At 73.3% G+C, this 18,871-nt stretch carries 13 protein-coding genes and 1 pseudogene; 10 read left to right on the plus strand and 4 right to left on the minus strand.

Going from position 1 to position 18,871, the window contains the following annotated elements; all coding sequences use genetic code 11:
• The first annotated feature begins 116 nt into the window (after positions 1-116).
• From ACSMTC_RS25115 to ACSMTC_RS25140, 6 genes are all read left to right on the plus strand, one after another.
• The gene (locus ACSMTC_RS25115) at positions 117-413 is read left to right on the plus strand and encodes a DUF503 domain-containing protein (protein ID WP_436561973.1); all 297 of its coding nucleotides are present in this window, start codon (positions 117-119) and stop codon (positions 411-413) included.
• Positions 414-566: 153 nt separating this feature from the next.
• Positions 567-1,010, plus strand: a complete 444-nt coding sequence (gene rbfA, locus ACSMTC_RS25120; RefSeq protein WP_436561974.1) for a 30S ribosome-binding factor RbfA — start codon at positions 567-569, stop codon at positions 1,008-1,010.
• A 179-nt stretch (positions 1,011-1,189) separates the two neighbouring features.
• Complete coding sequence (locus ACSMTC_RS25125) at positions 1,190-2,164, plus strand: DHH family phosphoesterase (protein ID WP_436561975.1); 975 nt, start codon at positions 1,190-1,192, stop codon at positions 2,162-2,164.
• Between the two features lie 70 nt (positions 2,165-2,234).
• Complete coding sequence (truB, locus tag ACSMTC_RS25130; RefSeq protein WP_436561976.1) at positions 2,235-3,140, plus strand: tRNA pseudouridine(55) synthase TruB; 906 nt, start codon at positions 2,235-2,237, stop codon at positions 3,138-3,140.
• 609 nt (positions 3,141-3,749) lie between these two features.
• Complete coding sequence (locus ACSMTC_RS25135; RefSeq protein WP_436561977.1) at positions 3,750-7,418, plus strand: trypsin-like peptidase domain-containing protein; 3,669 nt, start codon at positions 3,750-3,752, stop codon at positions 7,416-7,418.
• A gap of 60 nt (positions 7,419-7,478) precedes the next feature.
• Entirely contained in the window at positions 7,479-8,426 is a 948-nt protein-coding gene (locus tag ACSMTC_RS25140) for a bifunctional riboflavin kinase/FAD synthetase (protein WP_436561978.1), read from the plus strand.
• Positions 8,427-8,501: 75 nt separating this feature from the next.
• On the opposite strand, the pseudogene ACSMTC_RS25145 reads toward ACSMTC_RS25140, so the two are convergent.
• The 3 genes and pseudogenes from ACSMTC_RS25145 to eccE form a co-directional block, all read right to left on the minus strand.
• A pseudogene (locus ACSMTC_RS25145) lies at positions 8,502-10,697 on the minus strand (MinD/ParA family ATP-binding protein); the annotation flags it as partial.
• Between the two features lie 250 nt (positions 10,698-10,947).
• Entirely contained in the window at positions 10,948-11,715 is a 768-nt protein-coding gene (locus ACSMTC_RS25150; protein ID WP_436561979.1) for a hypothetical protein, read from the minus strand.
• Positions 11,715-12,977: a type VII secretion protein EccE gene (gene eccE / locus ACSMTC_RS25155; protein WP_436561980.1), complete on the minus strand. Its 1,263-nt coding sequence runs from the start codon at positions 12,975-12,977 to the stop codon at positions 11,715-11,717. Before eccE ends, ACSMTC_RS25150 begins: the two co-directional genes overlap by 1 nt.
• A 375-nt stretch (positions 12,978-13,352) precedes the next feature.
• On the opposite strand from eccE, the gene ACSMTC_RS25160 reads away from it, so the two are divergent.
• The 4 genes from ACSMTC_RS25160 to mycP all read left to right on the plus strand — a co-directional run bounded on the left by ACSMTC_RS25160 (position 13,353) and on the right by mycP (position 17,260).
• Positions 13,353-14,966, plus strand: coding sequence for a type VII secretion protein EccB (locus ACSMTC_RS25160; protein WP_436561981.1), 1,614 nt, complete (start codon positions 13,353-13,355; stop codon positions 14,964-14,966).
• Between the two features lie 191 nt (positions 14,967-15,157).
• On the plus strand, positions 15,158-15,457 hold the full coding sequence (locus ACSMTC_RS25165; protein ID WP_436561982.1) for a WXG100 family type VII secretion target: 300 nt from the start codon (positions 15,158-15,160) through the stop codon (positions 15,455-15,457).
• Between the two features lie 74 nt (positions 15,458-15,531).
• Positions 15,532-15,828 (plus strand): WXG100 family type VII secretion target, encoded by a 297-nt coding sequence (locus tag ACSMTC_RS25170; RefSeq protein WP_436561983.1) that lies wholly within the window; start codon positions 15,532-15,534, stop codon positions 15,826-15,828.
• A gap of 139 nt (positions 15,829-15,967) precedes the next feature.
• Complete coding sequence (gene mycP, locus ACSMTC_RS25175; protein WP_436561984.1) at positions 15,968-17,260, plus strand: type VII secretion-associated serine protease mycosin; 1,293 nt, start codon at positions 15,968-15,970, stop codon at positions 17,258-17,260.
• A 62-nt stretch (positions 17,261-17,322) separates the two neighbouring features.
• Here mycP and ACSMTC_RS25180 read toward each other — a convergent pair whose 3' ends face one another.
• The gene (locus ACSMTC_RS25180) at positions 17,323-18,735 is read right to left on the minus strand and encodes an APC family permease (protein ID WP_436561985.1); all 1,413 of its coding nucleotides are present in this window, start codon (positions 18,733-18,735) and stop codon (positions 17,323-17,325) included.
• Positions 18,736-18,871 lie beyond the last annotated feature (136 nt).

Below are 18,871 nucleotides of genomic sequence, written 5' to 3' on the forward strand. Positions count from 1 at the left end.
CGGTCGGCGGGATGATTATCCCGTCGACCGGCCCCGGTCTCGCTGTGTAGGGTCCCTCGTACGCCCCTGTTCAAGGGGGTCCTACGAGGCCTTCAGGTCGGCGAGACCTGCCTTACATGTTCGTGGGAACACTCACCTTCGACCTGCTCCTCGGCGACGTCCACTCGCTCAAGGAGAAGCGTTCGATCGTGCGGCCCATCGTGGCCGAGCTGCAGCGCAAGTACAGCGTGTGCGCAGCGGAAACCGGGAACCAGAATCTGCACCGCAGGGCCGAGATCGGCCTCGCGGTGGTGTCCGGCGACGCCGGGTACGTCACCGAGATACTGGACAGCTGTGAGCGGTTGGTCGCCGGCCGCCCCGAGGTGCAGTTGCTCTCCGCGAGGAGGCGCTACCACCACGACGACGACGAGTGAGAGACCGGGGACGGTGGTGCGCGAGTCGCCACCGTCACACCGACGAGGACCGACAGCGCCCACAAGGCTGGGCGCGGGCAGGTACGTTGGGGCGTGGGCCCCACCGGGTGAAGCAGTGACCCGGGTACCGAGCCCACCGTACGAGGAGGCAACGTGACCGACACCGCAAGGGCGCGCAAGCTCGCCGACCGCATTCAGGTGGTGGTGGCCGAGACCCTGCAACGACGGATCAAGGATCCCCGCCTTGGCTACGTGACCATCACGGACGCCCGGGTCACCGGGGACCTGCGCGAGGCGACCGTCTTCTACACGGTCTACGGTGACGAGACCGAGCGCGAGGCGACGGCGGCAGCTCTGGAGAGCGCCAAGGGCGTGCTCCGCTCCGAGGTGGGCAAGCAGACCGGGGTGCGCTTCACCCCGTCGCTGACCTTCGTCGCGGACGCTCTGCCGGACACCGCCCGGACCATCGACGACCTGCTGGACAAGGCGCGGCTCTCCGACGCCGCCGTCCGCACGGCCGCCGCCGGGGCGAAGTACGCGGGGGAGGCGGACCCCTACCGGGTGCCGGCCGCCGAGCGCGACGACGAGGACGAGTAGCCATGACAGCCGAGCCGGTTCCGGCCGGCCAGGGGGCATCTTCCGCCGACCCGGCGGAGGGTGCCCTCGCGGTGCTTCCGGGGCCTCGCACTGAGTCACCGGTCGAATCCGCCGGGTCGGCCGACGATCCCGCCGGCCGACCCGGGCCGGCGGGCCCGTTCGAGGCGGAGTGGCAGCGCGTGGTCGAGGCCGTCCGGCGCGCCGGGACCATCGACCTGGTCTGCCACGTCAACCCCGACGGGGACGCGCTCGGTTCGGCGCTGGCCGCCGGGATCGCGCTGCGCCGGCTCGGCCACCGGGTACGGGTCTCCTTCGGCGACGACCCGCAGGTGATCCCCGAGTCGCTGTCCTTCCTGCCCGGACAGGAATTGATCGTCCCGGCCGCCGAGGTGCCGCGGATCCCCGAACTGGTGATCTGCCTGGACGTCGCGGCCGAGAGCCGGCTCGGACTGCTGCACGAGAAGGCCTTCGCCGCCCCCGTGCTGATCGTGCTGGACCACCACGCCTCCAACCCCGGCTTCGGCACCCACCGCCTGATCGACCCGAGCGCCCCGGCCACCGCCGTCCTGGTCGACGAACTGCTCCGGCGCCTGGGCGTACCGCTCGACCAGGAACTCGCCACCTGCCTCTACACGGGCATCGCCACCGACACCGGCTCCTTCCGGTACCGGGCCACCACCCCGGCCACCCATGAACTCGCCGGCCGGCTGCTGGCCACCGGCATCCGGCACGACCTGATCTCCCGCACCCTGTGGGACACCTCCTCCTTCGGCTACCTCAAGGTGCTCGCCGCCGCGCTCGACCGGGCCGTGTACGAGCCCGGGGCCGCGGATGGGCTGGGGCTGGTGTGGACCTGGGTGCCGTACCAGGACCTCGCGCTGTTCGGCGTGACCGTCGAGGAGATCGAGGGCCTGATCGACGTGGTGCGCCGCCCTGCCGAGGCGGAGGTCGCGCTGGTGCTCAAGCAGGACCCGGACGGCACGCTGCGGGGCTCCTGCCGGGCCAAGGGGGCGGTCGACGTCTCCGCCGTCTGCGCCCGGCTCGGCGGCGGCGGACACCTCTTCGCAGCGGGGTTCGAGGCCCGCGAGGAGGTGCCGGCGGCCATGGCCCGGTTCCGGGCCGCGCTCGCGGCGACCGTCGCGCTCCAAGACTGACCGGCGACAGGGCACGTTGCCAGTCGGTCCAAGTTTTCACCTTTCCACGGATCCGCACAGAGAAGAACTGATGAAGCGTAAGGGAACCGGCCCCGACGGCCTGGTCATTGTCGACAAGCCGGAGGGCCTCACCTCGCACGGGGTGGTGGCCAAGATGCGCTGGCTGGCCGGGACCAGGAAGGTCGGGCACGCGGGCACGCTGGACCCGATGGCCACCGGCGTCCTGGTCATCGGCGTCGAGCGGGCCACCCGGCTGCTCGGCCACCTGATGCTCACCGCCAAGACCTACGAGGCGACCATCCGGCTCGGGCAGAACACCATCACCGACGACCGCGAGGGCGAGGTCACCTCCTCCGCCGACGCCTCGGGAGTCGAGCGGGCGCGGATAGACGCCGGGATCGCCAGGCTGACCGGCGAGATCATGCAGGTGCCGTCCAAGGTCAGCGCCATCAAGATCGACGGCAAGCGGTCCTACCACCGGGTGCGGGAGGGCGAGGACTTCGAGATCCCCGCCCGGGCGACGACGGTGCACTCCTTCACGGTGCACGAGCAGCGGGCCGCGGTCGCGGAGGACGGCACCCCCGTGATCGACCTCGACGTCACCGTCGAGTGCTCCTCCGGCACCTACATCCGAGCCCTGGCCCGCGACCTCGGCGCGGACCTCGGAGTGGGCGGCCACCTCACCGCGCTGCGCCGTACCAAGGTCGGTCCCTACGGGCTCGAATCCGCGCGCACCCTGGAGCAGTTGGAGGAGAAGCTGGAGGTGCTGCCGATCGCGGAGGCCGCGTCGGCGGCCTTCCCGCGCTGGGACATCGACGCCGACCAGGCGCGGCTGCTCTCGAACGGCATGAAGCTGAAGGCCCCCGGGCTGGGCGTGGACGGCCCGATCGCCGTCTTCGACCCGGAGGGCCGTTTCCTCGCCCTGGTGGAGGAGAAGGGCGGCAGCGCCCGTCCGGTGGCCGTCTTCGTCGGGTGACGGCCGGCCGGGGCGGCGCTCCGGCGGAAGGGGCGTCCGGCACGATCGGGCGGGCACGACAGGGAGCGCGCTTCGCGGCCGACTCCGCGCTGCGGTGGAGGCGTTCGGCGAACCCGTTCCCGCGGCGTCCCGGTGGGCGTGGGGAACCGGACAACTCCGGGTGGGTTGACCGCGAAGTCCCCCGCGCCCCCGGCGGGTTGCGACTCGGCGAGGACGGGGTCGGGAGCTGCCGCGTGGTTCCGCGCGCCCTGGGGCGTGCCCGTTCGCGCCTCACCGCCACGTCCCACGTGAGCTCCTGAGGGCGCGTCTCCCGCGTGCGGCGAAGCCGTGCCTTCCGTGGTCTGGGCCCGGGTGCCGGCACGCACCGGCGGCATGCCCTCTTCCGCTGCTCGGGGGCGTCTGCCGCAGTCGGCGAAGGTCGAAAACCTCGGGGAGCGGGATCTCACTCGGACGAGTGAGCGCGAGAGGTGAAGGCTCGGCGCGAGGGGTGTGGCTGTGGTGCCCCGCCCGCGCCCGGGGGCAGGCTCCCGGCGGGCAAAGTACGGCGGCTGCGGCGGGCCACCCCGCAGAGCGGGACCTGTTCACGGCCCGGCTGGGGAAGGCGGGCTGATGGCCGCTGATCGGTGGTCCGGTACGGCTGACGGGTGGTCCCGGGGGCCGGTCGACCCGAGGCAGGCGCTGCTGCGGATCTGCGGTCCGGACGGCCGGATGCGAGGGCTCGGATTCGTCGTGGACCCCCACGGCACCGTGGTCACCGCGCACGAGACGGTGGCCGGACTGGACCGGGTGGTCCTGCACACCGAGGGCGGGCAGGCACGGGTGCTGGGCGCGGACTGCGTCGAACCGCTCGCGCGGCACGGCCTCGCGCTGGTGCGGACGGAGGCGGTCGGCGGGCTGCCGGTGCCGCCGCTGCCGATCGGCGGCCCCGGCGGGAGTGGGGATCCGGTCGAGGTGCCGTACTTCAAAGACGGCGGCACGGCGGCCTCGGCGCAGGGGAGAGTGCTCGGGACGGGCACGGCGATGTACCCCTGGCAGGACGAGTTCCACCTGATCTCCGGGGCGCTGTGGCTGGAGGCCACGGCGGCGGTTCCGGCCGGTGCGCCGGTGGTGGACGCCGGGACCGGGGCCGTGCTCGGGGTGGTCGCCCCCTCGCTGCCGCCCGGGCATGCGGGCGCGGTGGCGGCTGTGCCGCTGGTGCCCGCCGTGGGACCGGCGGGCAGGGCCGCCGCAGCGGCCGGCCTGTCCGCCTCGGGTCCGCCCGCCTCCGGTCCGGCGCCGGCCGGAGCGCTGGCCGGGGTGGTGGCGCGGAACGCGGCCACCGTTCCCGCGTACGGCCGGGCGCTCAATGCGGCCGGGGTGGTGCAACTGGCCTCCGTGCAGCTGGGATCGGCCGTCGCCGGGCCGGGGCGGATCGCCGACCTGGCCGCCGACCGGGTCGACCGGCCGGACGGACTCACCGGCGAGGAGCCGCGGGGCCCGTTCACCGTACTGGTCGGCGCCCCCGGCAGCGGGCGCACCACCGAGCTGGCCGCGCTGGCGGTCCGCCGGGCCGGCGGATGCCGCCCGCTGCCCACGCTCTGGCTGCGCGGCGCTGAACTGCGGTCCGCGGACGAGTCGTTGGCGGACGCGGTGGGCCGGATCCTGGCGCGGGCGGCCGGGCTGCTCGGGGTGGACGCACCTGACCCAGGGCGGGCCGCGCGGCTCTGCGCCGAGGCCGGGAGGCCGCTGCTCGTCCTCCTGGACGCGCCGGAGGAGGCCCACGCGGCCGTCGGCGGGCCGTGGCTGCGGGCGACCTCGCAGTGGCTGCGCGCGGAGTCGGCGGGCCTGCTCACGGCCTGCCGGCCGGAGCGGTGGGCCGAGTGGGAGGGCGCGGACGACACCGGCGGTACGGGGGCGGCGGGAGCCGTGGTGCACGGGCTCGGTCCACTGCCGAAGGAGGCCGCCGAGCGGGCCGCGCGGCGGTACGGTCTCGCGGGCCGGCCACCGGTGCCGCCCGAGGCCGTGGACGGGGTCAGACCCGTCGGGAACGAACGCCCGTTGGCGCCCTCGGAGGCGGCACACCCGCTGGCCCTGCGGATCGCCGGCGAGCTGCGGTCGGCGGGCGTGCGGTGGCACGGGGCGGCGCCCCGGCGCGGGGAACTCTTCGAGGGCTACCTCGACCTGGTCTGTCTGCGGATCGCCGGCCGGCTGGCCGGGGGAGCGGAGGTACGGCGCCCGGGGGCGCACCGCAGGGGCGGGCCCCGGCCGGGCGAGCCGGAACCGGGCCGGGTGCGGCGGCTGGCGGCGGCGGTGGCCGGGCGGGTGCACGAGGCGGCCCGGCAGATGCTCGGCTCGGGCCACGGCGGACTGCCGGCGGACGCGTTCGAGCTGCTGTTCCCCACCGCCGGTGGCTGGGCCTCGGCGGTGCTCGGCGAACGGCTCTTCGTCGCGGCGGGGGACGGCTACCGGCTGGCGTACGAGGAGCTCGCCGAGTGGCTGCAGGGGCAGCACCTGGATCTGGACGGCGCGCTGCGGCTCCTGCTGGGGGAGGACGGCGCCGACGGGCCGGACTCGCCTGAGGGTGCCACCGAGGGCGCTGCGGCGCCCTGGGGCCCGGCCGCCGGTGCCCGGGTGCCGAGGCACCGTGCCGGGCCCGTGGTGGCCGCGCTGGCCCGGATCGGCGAGATCTGGGGCGCCGAGGCGCTGGACGGCCGGCTGCACCGGCTCTGGCGGGCGCTGGAGCTCTCACCGGCCGGTAGCGAGGCCGCGTGGTGGGCCGGGCACCTGCTCGCCGCCGCCCTGCGCTCCGCCACCGACCTCGCCGTCCACCGGCCCCTGCTGCGCCGGCTCGCCGAACTCCGCGAGCACAGCGGCGCGTTCGGGCCGGCCTTCTGGGCCGCCCTGCCGCTGGCCCCCGAAGACCGGCTGGACCTGCTGCGCCGCCTGGTCAGGTCCGACGGCGCCGCCCAGGCCTTCCGGACCGCGGCGGCCGAGGCGCTGGCCGCCGACCCGCGCACGGTGATCCCGCTGCTGTGCCGGTGGTTCGAGGACGGCCACCGCCTCGCGGCCCGCCCCGGCGGCACGGTCGCCGGCCTCGCCCACGACCTGCTGTACGCCCACCGGAAGCTGGCGCTGGACGATCTCACGGAGTGCCTGGTGGAGACCGCCCACCCGCGGGCGGACGCGCTGCTGACGCTGCTCGCGGCGGACGAGCCCTCCGCGCTCTGCCGCGCCGTCGACCGCTGGAGCCACGACCCCCGCCCCGAACGGCACGTCGCCGCCGCCGTGCACGCACTGCGCACCGTGCCGCACGCCACCGGGTCCGCCCTGGAGCTGCTGAGCTTCACCGCGACCACCCTGCTGGCCAGGGAGGGCGAACCTGCCCTGCACGGTGCGGCGTTGGCGCTGCTGGTGCAGGACGGGCGGACCAGGGGGCGGTATCTGGCCGCGGCGATCGCGCGGTACCTGGCGGACGATCAGTTCGTCACCGCGCAGGTACTGGCCCCCGCGCTGGCGGAGCGGCCGGAGCCGGTACTGGCGGCGTTCCGGCAGCGGCTGGCGGCTCCGGGCGCGGCGCTGGCCGAGGGCCTGCGGGTGCTTGCCCAGGTGCCCGACCCCGCGGTGGCTCGCCAAGGGCTCGACCTGGCCGCCGAGGTGCTGCGCGAGCACCCCGAGTGGGCCGGCCGGATCGCCGACTACCTGGACCGGCTGCTCGCCGGGCCACCCGGGACCCGGGCCGGGGAGTCCCCGGCCGCTCCGGCACCCGGCGCCGTGCGAGCCGCCGTGGCCCGGCGGCCCTGCGCCGAGCCGCGGGAGATGCTGCGGGCGCTGGCGCTCGCCGCGCGGCCGGCACCGGTGCGGAGGGTCATCGCGGTACGGCTGGCGGCGCCGGGCCTGCCCGCGCGCGGGCCGCTGCTGGCCGCGCTGCTGGCGGAAGAGAGCGACGAGGGAGTGCTGACGGCGGTGCTGGAGTGCCTGGCCGAGCGGTGCGCGGAGCACAGCGCCGAGTGGGTACGGGAGCTGGTCCGCCGGATCGCGGCGCGGACGGCCCGGGCGGATGCCGCGCTGGTCCGCTGCGCCGGCCGCTCGGCGTCCTTCGCACGGCTGCTGGCCGAGTGGCCGCCCGCCGAGAACCCGCCGGCCGGCGGGCCGCTGCTGGCCAGGATGCGCGGCCTGGCGGCCGCCGGGCGCGACCCGCAGTACGCCGCAGCGGAGGCCGAACGCGGCGCCCCGCGCCCCTCGTCGCGCGCAGGGGGCCTTCCGGTGCCGAAGCCGACTCGGGCGCATGGCACGCTATAGGGGTTCAGGTTGGAACACAGGAGCGTACAGAGCGTGCGCCGGGAACGAGGAGCGGTCAGGGTGCAGCGCTGGCGTGGCCTGGAGGAGGTCCCCGGGGACTGGGGGCGCAGCGTCGTCACCATCGGATCCTTCGACGGTGTGCACCGGGGTCATCAACTGATCATCGGCCGGGCGGTCGAACGCGCCCGGGAACTGGGTGTACGGACCGTCGTGGTGACCTTCGACCCGCACCCGAGCGAGGTCGTCCGGCCGGGCAGCCACCCGCCGCTGCTGGCGCCGCAGCCGCGCCGGGCGGAGCTGATGGCCGAGCTGGGGGTGGACGCGGTGCTGGTGCTGCCGTTCACCCAGGAGTTCTCCAGGGAGTCGCCGGAGACCTTCGTACAGCAGGTACTGGTGGACGGGCTGCATGCGCGGCTGGTCATCGAGGGCCCGAACTTCCGGTTCGGGCACCGGGCGGCCGGGAACGTCGAGCTGCTCGCGGAGCTCGGCCGCAAGGCCGATTTCGAGGTCGAGGTGGTGGACCTCCAGGTGTCCGGAGCGGCGGGGGACGGAACGCCCTTCTCGTCGACCCTGGTGCGGCGACTGGTCTCGGAGGGGGACATGGCGGGCGCGGCGGAGGTGTTGGGACGGCCGCACCGGGTCGAGGGCGTGGTGGTCCGCGGTGCGCAGCGCGGACGGGAGCTCGGCTTCCCGACGGCGAACGTGGAGACGCTGCCGCACAGCGCGATCCCGGCCGACGGGGTCTACGCGGGCTGGCTGACGGTGCTCGGTGGAGAGCAAATGCCCGCCGCCATCTCGGTGGGTACCAACCCCACCTTCGACGGCACGCTGCGCACGGTGGAGGCGTACGCGATCGACCGGATCGGTCTGGACCTGTACGGCCTGCACGTGGCGGTGGAGTTCCTGGCCTACCTGCGTGGCATGGAGAAGTTCGACTCGATCGAGGCGCTGCTGGAGCGGATGGCCGACGACGTCAAGCGCGCCCGTGAACTGACCGACGCGGACTGAGAACCGGCCGCGGACAGCGGTACTGACAGCGGACCCCGCCGACCGTTTCGGTCGGCGGGGTCCGCTGTTGATGGCTCACTGCTGCGGGGGCGGCGGGTAGCCGTAGCCCGGCGGGGGCTGCTGGCCCTCCTGCGGCGGCGGGTAGCCGTAGCCGGGCTGCTCACCGGCCTGCTGGGTCCACTCCGGCGGCAGCGGTGTGCCGCCCTGCTGCGGCTGGGCGGGGTAGCCGGGCGGCGGGGCCTGGCCCGGCTGAGGTGCCCAGGGGGCGCCGGGGACGGGCTGCCCGGGGTAGCCGCCGGGCGGGGGCGGCGGGTAGCCGCCCTGCTGCGGGTACGGCTGTTGCTGCGGGTAGCCGCCGCCCTGGCCCTGCTGCGGGTACGGCTGCTGCTGCGGGGCCCAGCCGCCCTGGGCGGCCTGGGCGGCCTGCTGGGCGCGGGCGATGTCCTCGCCGACCAGGGTGGCGAGCTCGAAGTACGCGTCGCGGACCTTGGGCCGCATCATCGCCAGGTTGACCTCGGCGCCGGCCGCGAGGCTCTCGTCGAAGGGGACCACGACGACGCCCCGGCAGCGGGTCTGGAAGTGCGCGACGATGTCCTCGACCTTGATCATCTTGCTGGTCTCGCGGACCCCGGAGACCACCGTGATCGAACGCTGCACCAGGTCGGCGTAGCCGTGCGCGGAGAGCCAGTCCAGCGTGGTGGAGGCGCTGCTGGCGCCGTCCACGCTGGGGGTGGAGACGATGATCAGCTGGTCGGCCAGGTCCAGCACCCCGCGCATCGCGCTGTACAGCAGGCCGGTGCCGGAGTCGGTCAGGATGATCGGGTAGTGCTGGCCGAGCACCTGGATGACCTGGCGGTAGTCCGAGTCGTTGAAGGTGGTGGACACGGCCGGGTCGACGTCGTTCGCCAGGATCTCCAGGCCCGAGTTGAGGTCCTGCGAGGTGAACTGGCGGACGTCCATGTAGCTGCGCAGGTGCGGGATCGCCGTCACCAGGTCGCGGATGGTCGCACCGGTCTGCCGCTTGATCCGGCGCCCGAGCGTACCGGCGTCCGGGTTGGCGTCGATCGCGATCACCTTGTCCTGGCGCTCGCTGGCCAGGGTGGCCCCGAGCGAGGTGGTGGTCGTGGTCTTGCCGACGCCGCCCTTGAGGCTGATCACCGCGATCCGGTAGCAGCTCATCACCGGGGTGCGGATGATCTCCAGCCTGCGGGCCTTGTCGGCCTGCGCGGCCTTGCCGCCGAACTGGAACCGGGGCTGCTGGCGCTGCGGCTTGGGGTGGCCGCGCAGCAGGCGGTCGGAGGACAGCTCCACGGCCGCGGTGTAGCCCAGCGCGGCGCCGTGGGCCATCGGCTGCTGGCCGCCCTGCTGGTACGCCGCCGTCGGCTGAGGTGCGGCCTGCTGCGGATAGGCCTGCTGCGGGTAGCCGCCGGCCTGCGGCCAGCCGCCCTGCCGCGGGTCCACCGGAGCGGTGGTCGGTGCCTGTTGCTGTTGCTGTTGCTGCTGCGGCGGCCACGGGCCCGGGGGCTGCTGCGGGTTCTGAGGCTGCTGCGGAACCTGGGGCGGCTGGGGTGCCTGCGGCACCTGCGGCGGCTGCGGTGCCTGAGCGGTCTGCTGCACCGGCGGTGCCTGCGGCGGGAGGACGACCTCCTGCGGGTACGGAGGCTGCGCCGGCACGGGTGCCGGGACGGCCTGCGGCGCACCGTCGGCGGTGGGCCAGGGCTGCGGCGGAACCGGCTGCTCAGGGGTGGCCGGAGCCGGAGCCGGCACGGGTGCCGCCGGCGTCTGCACCGGGACGGCGGCCGCCGCGGTCTCGACGGGGGCGGGCGCGGGCGCGGGTACGGCCTGCGGCGCGGCCTCGACCGGAGCCGGAGCCGGAGCCGGAGCGGGTGCGGGCGCGGGGATCGGAGCGGGCGCGGGCGGCTGCTGCTCAGCGCCGGCGTACGGGTTGTCCGGTACGGCGGCCGGGACAGGTGCCGGCGGAACGGGGGCCGGTGCCGGCGGAACGGGGGCCGGAGCCGGCGGCACGGGCGCCGGAGCCGCCTCGGCCACCGGGGCGGGTGCCGGAGCCGGCACGCTCGGCTGGACGGGTGCGGGTGCGGGTGCGGGTGCGGGTGCGGGTGCGGGCGCCGGACCCGGGGCGGGCGCGGCCGCCTGCGGTTCCGCGCTCTGGGTGTACCAGGACGGCGGCGAGTAGTCAGGAACGTCCGACCAGTCGTCGTCGTCTTCTGCCGCGTTGTCGCCGACGTAGACGCCGTCCCGATCGCTGCTCACTTGGGCTCCCTCGTTTTCGCCGCCGCTGATTCGCGGTGCCGTCGGGCAACAAGACTAGGACGTGATTCGTGGTCACCTGAAGGCGGTGCCCGAACTCACGCCAGGGTTCACAGGCCTTCACCAGGGCATCGAAGGGCGATGACAACCGCCTTTGGAGTGAATCCCACCGGCTGTTCACCTCCTCCCCCAGGAGGCCGTCGGGCAGGTGGTCCGTCCGGGCGCCCACCACCTGCCTGACGTCGAGCCGGACTCAGTCCATCCGGCGCGGGGTGCCCAGCAGTTGGGCCTCCGCCTCGACCGGGTTGGTCATCACGAACTGACGGCGCATCCTGGTCGCCCAGAGCGTGATGTTGTCGGGCAGTGTCGGCAGCGACGCCATGTCCTGCTCGTCGAGCGTGAGGACCCGCGCGACGATCTCGGCCTCCTGCGGCGAGATCCGCTGGACCCCGACCAGGTCGGCGGAGTTGAGCACCCGGGCGGCGTTCGGACCCAGGTAGGGCAGCAGGGTGAGGGTGGTCTGCCACGGGGTGGCGGACAGCCGGCTGCGCGGCGGCCGGGCACCGAGGTCGCGGACCACCAGCACCGGCGAGGTCACCGAGGCACCCTGGGCACCGAGGCGACCGACATGGTGCACCGTCACACAGGGCTGGCCGCCGCCGGCCGCCTGGGCCAGCGGACCCCAGGCCTGCGGGCGTCCGGTCTCCACCGCGACCCGGGCGCCGGTGGCGGCCGCCCGCAGCGCGATGACCTGAGCGGTCCACATACCGCCGACCAGCACCACCTCGTACGGGTTCGGCCGGAACAGCCCCAGCACCGCGGGCTGGTGCTGCGAGTCGACGCCGATGACCACGCCGTCGTCGCCGACCGGGAAGGACAGCGCGGAGAGGTCCTCGACGGAGAGCACGTGCTTCTCGCGGCGCGGACCGCGCAGGCCGAAGCCGGGACGGATCCGAAGCGCGCCCCGGGTGCGGTCGGCATCCGGCTCGGCCGGCTGGGCGGGATAGGTCTGATAAGCCATCAGGAAGTCCCTCCCAGGGGCAGCGTGGCGAGCAGACCGGGCGCCTGCTCCTGGTCGAGCCGGGTCAGGCCGACCCCGGCACTCTGTGCGCGGGCCTCGACGAGCCGCCCGACCTGGGCGACCTCGCTCTCGCTGCGCCCGGTCACCCGGACGTGCCCGCTGATGCCGACCGAACCGCCGGTGCCCCGGCTCGCGGTGAGGCTGAAGGTGCTGGCCAGCGCGGGGGTGCCGGTGACCAGGTTGACCAGGTCGGGCGCGGCGATCCGGCCCGCGCCGCCGCCGGGGCGGCTGAGCTGTGGCCACTTGGAGATCCAATACGTGCTGTGCCAGCGGTCGTCGATCCGCCAGAACCTGCGGCTCTCCTGGGTGCGGCGGCTGGTTCCGGCGCCGCCGCCGGTGCCCTGGCGGCCCGCCACGGCGATCGGGTTGGCGCAGATCGAGATGGCCAGCGCGGCGATCAGCTCGCGCTCGTCCAGCACGGTGGCGGTGAAACCGGCGCTGTTGAGCCGCCCGGCCAGCTGGTCGGTCACCCGCTGGAGCGCCTTGCGGGCGCCCTCCTCGCCGCCGCCGCGGGCCAGTACGGCGGTGGCCGCCGCCTCCGGGTCGAGCTTGAGCGCGACCCAGGTGAGCCGCAGCCCCGGGGTGCTGAGGCCGTCCTGCAGCTGGTGGTAGGTGCGCGCGGCGAGCGACTGCTCCGGCAGGTGCGGGGCGGGCGCGGGCTGGGTGTGCTGGACCAGCTGGACCGACTCCAGGGCGATGTCGTCCACCTGGAGCGCCGAGCAGATCACGTCCAGCGGCAGCGGCAGGGTGGTCCGGGCGGGCCGCAGCGGCTGGTCCTTGGCCTGCACCAGCAGGACCGAGGTCAGGAAGGTGCCGTCGCCGACCATGCCGGTCTCGCGCCGGAGCGGCCGGCCGCCGCCGAGGTCGGCCTCGGTGGCGTGGGTGTAGGTGCGCAGCGCCGGTTCGACCTCAAGCGCCGGTGCCAGCGCCGGGTCGGTGCCCGGCGGCGGCACGTTGAGCTGGGCCTGCTTGCGGCGGGCGCTGTGCGCCATCCGTACCTGCAGGCCCTCGGGCAGGGTGCGGCCGCCCAGCGGCAGCACGGCGACGACGACCAGCAGGACGGCGGGTACCGCGAACACCCCGGCCATCGCCTTGCTGATGGTCCAGCCGACCGCGATCAGCGCGGCCGCGACCTCGATGAGGACGAGTTGCTGCAGTCGCAGCCGGGTGCCGAGCAGACCGGGGCGCGGGTGGATCTTCACCGCGATCGGGGCAGTGCTGCCCCCGGGCCGGTCCGGCGCCGACCGGCGCGTCCCCCTGCCCCCGTTCCGACGGCCGCCGTTTCCCCTGCCGTGCGATGTGCTACGTCGCTCTGGAGCGGTCTGGCTTGGCATCCCCCGAGTGAACCTCTCTGATCAGATATCACGGCCCGGTTGGCTGGTCGACAGACCGGACCCGTACCGTACTCACCGTCTGCTGCCGCATCGTAGAGGGTTTGCATCGTAGAGGGTTCGCTGCGCCCCGTGCCCGCCGGGTGGCAGACTCGCGCATGGACCAATCGTGCTGACGTACGCACAGGTGCCGGGCCGAGGCCGTCGGGCCGGTCCGGCTGTCGGTCAAACAGGGGAGACGACGAGATGGCATCACGCCGGGACGAACTCAACGCCTACACCTTCGCGCGCAAGCGCATGGTGGGCGCCTTCCTGCAGCCTGGGGGCGGCGGCAGCGACGAGGACGCCCCGCGCCCGGTGCGGGCCGTGCTGCCCAGCCTCGTGCTGGGTGCGGTCGTGGTGGCCGGCTTCGGTATGTGGGGTGTCATCAAGCCCACCGCGCCCAAGGGTTGGGACGACGGCAAGAACATCATCCAGGGCAAGGACTCCACCACCCGCTACGTGGTGCTGGTCGACCCCAAGACCAACGAGAAGTACCTGCACCAGGTCCTGAACATGGCCTCGGCCAGGCTGGTGCTGCCGGCCGGGGCCAAGGTCGTGCCGGTGGTGGACTCGGCGCTGGACGCGTACAAGAACCACGGCGCGACCATCGGCATCCCCTACGCCCCGGACCGGCTGCCCACGGCGGACGACGCGGCCCAGGCGAAGATCTGGTCGGTCTGCGACCGGCCGGGCGCGGGCGGGCAGCAGGCGACCATCAACCAGTCGGTGTTCATCGCGGCCGACGGCGAGAAGAAGATGCTGGAGCGGCCCGACCTGGTGCTGGGCAGCGGTCAGTGGCTGTTCGTGCAGGGCCCGCAGGACGGTGCGCAGGACGTCACCAGCAAGGACCTGCCGGCCACCGAGTTCCTGGTCGATCCGGCGGGCATGAAGCACGCGCTCGGTGACGACAGCACCGATCCGATCGACCGCCACGGGATGGAGGCGGCGCTGTTCGGCAGTGACGCCACGCCGGAGCAGGTCTCCAAGGAGTGGCTGGCCACCCTGGGGGACGGGGCGCCCATCAAGTTCCCCACCATGCCCGGTTCCAACACCATCGGTGCGCGTTCCTCGGTGGCCATCACGCAGCCGAGCGAGCGGAAGGTCGGGCGGCTGCTGTCGTACCAGGACAAGACCTACTACGTGGTGGGCGCGCAGAAGCTCTACCAGATCTCCGCATTCCAGGCCGAACTGATGCGCAACAGCCGGGCGTTGAAGGACGCCTACCCCTCGGGCACGACGCCGAAGTTCGCCGAGCTCTCGCCGAACGACTACGCGAGCCTCAAGGACAGCGTCGAAACCAGCATGATGGACAACGACCCCAAGGACATGCCGAAGGAGAAGCCCGCGGAGCACGCGGTCAACAACGGCAAGGGGGCGCGTACGGTGCTCTGCAGCACCTTCGAGGGCTGGGGCGCCGACAAGAACATCAAGCGCTCGGTCTGGGCCTTCACCGACTACCCGGCGCAGGTCAGCAACGGCTCCGCCACCGCGCACGTCTCGCCGGGCCACGGCCTGCTGTTCCGCGCGGTGGACGGCACGGGCGGAGTGGACAGTTCGGGCAGCAACTTCCTGATCACCGAGACCGGTCTGCGCTACTCGGTGCCGGCCAACAACGACGGCCCCAGTGGCCAGGGGGCGCCCTCCCCGAGCCCGTCCGCCGATCCGCAGAGCGGTGCCGCGCAGCAGGGCAACGAGGCGCAGGCCCGGCTCGGCTACGACAAGGTGCAGCCGAGCCTGGTCCCGCGCGCGTGGTCCGACCTGGTCCCGGCCGGCCCGGTGCTCAACACCAGTGCCGCGCTCCAGGCGCAGAACGCCTGATACCGCTCTATGACACGGCGTCAGTTGAACGGCTGGCGCAGTGTCATAGTCCAGTAACCGCCGTACTCCCGGTGTTGGGTGACTTGCGGATGGCGACTACAGTACTTCAGGACATCACACCGTGATGTTTGACGGATGGTCCGCGCCAGGACCATCAATCAGGATGTCTGTCTCATGGGGGACGGTGGACCATGTCTGGTCAGTTCACGACGACCGCTGAAGAAATGAGTGCTTTCGCCAACCGCATCGGTGAGGTGAACAGCCAGATCCACGGGGAGATCCAGCGGCTCAACCAGCTCGTCGACGAGATCAAGGCCGGTTGGCAGGGCCAGGCGGCTCAGGCCTACCAGCAGCTGCAGACGCGTTTCAACGAGGACGCGGACCGGCTGAACAAGGTGCTGGACGAGATCAAGCAGGCGATCGAGGCCACCACCAAGGCCTACTCGCAGACCGAGCAGGAGCAGCAGTCGTCGATGAAGGGCTCGTTCTGAGCCACGGCGCCGTAGTGCCCGTAACTCATCGGCCACTGTGACGGCCGCCGCGATTCCATCCAGAAGGAGACACCGTGTCCGATTCGCACATTCTCGTCAATTTCTCCACCATCCAGAACGCCAGCCAGGAGGTCCGCCAGACCGCCGCTCGCATCCAGAGCCAGCTGGACGAGCTGAAGGCCGGCGTGACCCGGATCGCCAGCAGCTGGCAGGGTTCGGCGCAGGAGGGCTACCAGGCCCGCCAGCGTGAGTGGGACACCCGCGCCGCCGACCTGCAGCAGGCGCTGGGCCAGATCGCCACCTCGCTGGACAACGCCGCGCAGAGCTACCAGGCGACCGAGTCGCGCAACGCGTCGATCTGGGGCTCCTGACCTCGGGCCCCGCTTCCGGGGCACGAAAGTGGTGCACATGGGGCGGGCGTCCGGACGGGCGCCCGCCCCGGGCCTGTTTCAGGCCCTGGCGCGCGGGCGCCCGCGCGCACGACATCGGGTGGATCAGAGGGGAAGACAGGTGTCGTTGGGTACCTACCGCAGGGCTGCCGCGGGACTGGTCGCGCTGGGGGTGATCGGCACCATGGCGAGCGCGCCCGCGTACGCGGACACCTCGGTGCCTTCGGGCGATGCCTCGGGCACGCACTGGTCGCCGCTGGGGATAGCCGCGGCGGCGGACTGCAACTTCCCTGCCGCGGACGTGCAGGGCGTGCCGTGGGCGCTGCAGCGGGTGCTGCTCGACCAGCTCTGGAACGGCGGCAAGGAGCGGGGCATCAAGCCCGACGGCAAGACCAGGGTCACGGTCGCGGTGATCGACACCGGGGTCGACGACAGCAACCCGCAGCTGAACGGCCAGGTGGTGGCCGGCACGTCGTTCCTGAAGGACAAGGACGGCAAGCCGGTCGAGGGCACGAGCACGGACGACACGGTCGGCCATGGCACCAAGGTGGCGGGGATCATCGCGGCCAAGCCGTACCCGCAGAAGACGGGGTTCGTCGGGCTGGCCCCGGACGCCAGGATCTACGCGATCCGGCAGAACGACAGCCAGGGCAGCGGTGACGTCGACACGCTGATCAAGGCGATCAACGAGGCGGTCGACCACAACGTCGACGTCATCAACATCTCGCAGGACGTCCGGGCGACCGACGACAGCGGCGGCTTCCCCCAGAAGGACGACCTCGAGAAGGCCCTGAAGAGGGCCGAGGCCGACCAAATCGTCGTGGTCGCGTCCTCCGGCAACGACGGACGCGAAGGCCCCACCTACCCGGCCGCCTTCCCGACCGTGCTGTCGGTCGGCGCCTCGGACCGCAACAACGAGCGGGCCCAGTTCTCCCAGTACGGGGACTTCGTGAAGGTCGCGGCGCCGGGTGTGGAGATGCTCTCGACCGTCCCCAAGGGCGGCCAGTGCGTGGACAACGGCACCAGCTTCTCCTCCCCGTACGTGGCGGGTGTGGCCGCGCTGCTGAAGGCGAGGTACCCGGGCTGGACGGCCGCGCAGATCCGGGCCCGGATCGAGCAGACCGCGCAGCGCACCGAGGCCGGAAACAACCGGTTCATCGGCTGGGGTGTGGTCGATCCGGTGAAGGCCGTCCGCAGTGACGCCCCGCCCGAGAACGAGCCGGTTCCGGACAAGCCGGTACAGCTGGACACCACGAAGATCGTCGCGCAGCCGCTCGGTCTGGGGGAGACCCAGGCCCAGCGGGACAGCCGGACCGGTACCTATGCGGTGGGCGTGGGCGCGCTGCTGGTGGCGGGTCTGGCGGGCGGCTCGATCGTGGTCCGGGACCACCGCCGGCGCCGCGCCGAGGGCTGAGCACAGAGCGGCCGCGGGCCCGGCTCCCCTGGTGGGAGCCGGGCCCGCGGCCGCTTCGGCGTTCAGACCCGCTCGTCCTCGGGCAGGGTGATCACCCAGTGGGTGTCCTGGCGGGGGCGGAGGTAGAGGGCCCAGTACAGCGAGGCGGCGACGGTGACACCGCCGGTCCACAGCAGCGACGCGACGTCCAGCTGGGTCAGCACGTAGCCGAGGACCACGATCAGCAGGGCGGGCAGCACCGGCCACAGCGGCTGGCGCCAGGCCGGGGCGTTCTTGTGCTGCCCGCGGCGGGAGAACAGGGCGGCGACGGCGACCAGCAGGTAGAGCGCGGCGACCGCGACTCCGGTGATGTTGGTCAGCATGGTGTTCGGCACGAAGCAGAGCACCGCGCCGGGGACGCCGACGGCCAGCGTGGAGACCCACGGGGCGCTGAACCGGTTCAGGGTGCCGAAGGCCTTGTTGACGGGCTCGGGCCAGGCCCGGTCGCGGCCGGAGGCGTAGAGCACCCGGGAGTTCTGGATGACCATCACGATGCCGGCGTTGATGATGGCCAGCGCGATGCAGAGGCTGATGAAGGTGCCGACCGCGGAGTTGCTCCAGCCGACCACCATGGCGGAGATGTCCCCGCCGGTCAGCGTGGCCAGGTCGGGGGCGCCCATGGTGATGGCGGTGACCGGGACCAGGATCACCACGACCGAGAGCGCGAGCGTCCACAGCACGGTGCGGGCGACGTTGCGGCGCGGGTTCTCCAGCTCCTCGGAGAGGTAGATCGCGGTGCTGAAGCCCTGGGTGACGAAGAGGGCGGTGCCCATCGCGGCCAGTACGGCGGCCATGCCGACCGGGCTGGTGGCGCCGCCGGCGTCGGCGGACAGGCCGTGCAGCAGGCTGTCCGCGCCGCGCTCGGTGTGCGCGAAGCCCAGGAAGGAGACCACGGCGGCGGCGATCACTTCGAGGACCAGGAAGATGCCGGTGATCCAGGCGTTGGCCCGCAGGTCCAGCAGGCCGGCGACGGTGGCGGCCAGCATCACGCCGGCCCCGGCCACCGCCGGATCGATGTGCACGATCGGGGCGAGGTAGTCGGCCGTGCCGAGGGCGATGACCGACGGCACGATCATCACCACGATCAGGGACTGGATGAACACCAGCCACCCGGTGAACCGGCCCGCCAGGGTGCCGACCATCGCGTACTCGCCGCCGGCGCTCGGGACCAGGGTGCCGAGCTCGGAGTAGCAGAACGCCACCGCCACACAGAGGACCGCGCCGATCCCGATGGTCAGCGCTGTCGCGGTGCCGAGGCTGTTGAAGAGGCTGGGCACGATCACGAACAGCGAGGAGGCCGGGGTCACGCAGGAGAGCGTGAGCAGTGTCCCGCCCACGACGCCGAGCGAACGGCTGAGCTTCCGCGGCGCCCCGTCGAGGCTCTCGGTCTCCGTAGTGGGGGCTACGGCGAGTGACGGGCGAAGCGTGTCGGTCATGGGCGTTCCGATCGGCTTGTGAGGTCGTGGGAGGGGAGCGCTATCGCCTCCGGTGGCTGGTGTCGGTCCTGGTCGCTCCCGAGAGGCCCATGGAACAGCGCCGTAAAGATCGCGTCAACGGTCGAACTGCTTCGAA

The sequence above is a fragment of the Kitasatospora sp. HPM-01-4 genome, from assembly GCF_051374625.1.
In the GTDB taxonomy this organism is placed as follows: Bacteria; Actinomycetota; Actinomycetes; order Streptomycetales; family Streptomycetaceae; genus Kitasatospora.

Coding starts and splice junctions, on each gene's coding strand:
- truB (WP_436561976.1), top strand. CDS start 2,235: ATGAAGCGTAAGGGAACCGGCCCCGACGGCCTGGTCATTGTCGACAAG.
- ACSMTC_RS25115 (WP_436561973.1), top strand. CDS start 117: ATGTTCGTGGGAACACTCACCTTCGACCTGCTCCTCGGCGACGTCCAC.
- ACSMTC_RS25135 (WP_436561977.1), top strand. CDS start 3,750: ATGGCCGCTGATCGGTGGTCCGGTACGGCTGACGGGTGGTCCCGGGGG.
- ACSMTC_RS25160 (WP_436561981.1), top strand. CDS start 13,353: ATGGCATCACGCCGGGACGAACTCAACGCCTACACCTTCGCGCGCAAG.
- ACSMTC_RS25150 (WP_436561979.1), bottom strand. CDS start 11,715: ATGGCTTATCAGACCTATCCCGCCCAGCCGGCCGAGCCGGATGCCGAC.
- ACSMTC_RS25180 (WP_436561985.1), bottom strand. CDS start 18,735: ATGACCGACACGCTTCGCCCGTCACTCGCCGTAGCCCCCACTACGGAG.
- ACSMTC_RS25165 (WP_436561982.1), top strand. CDS start 15,158: ATGTCTGGTCAGTTCACGACGACCGCTGAAGAAATGAGTGCTTTCGCC.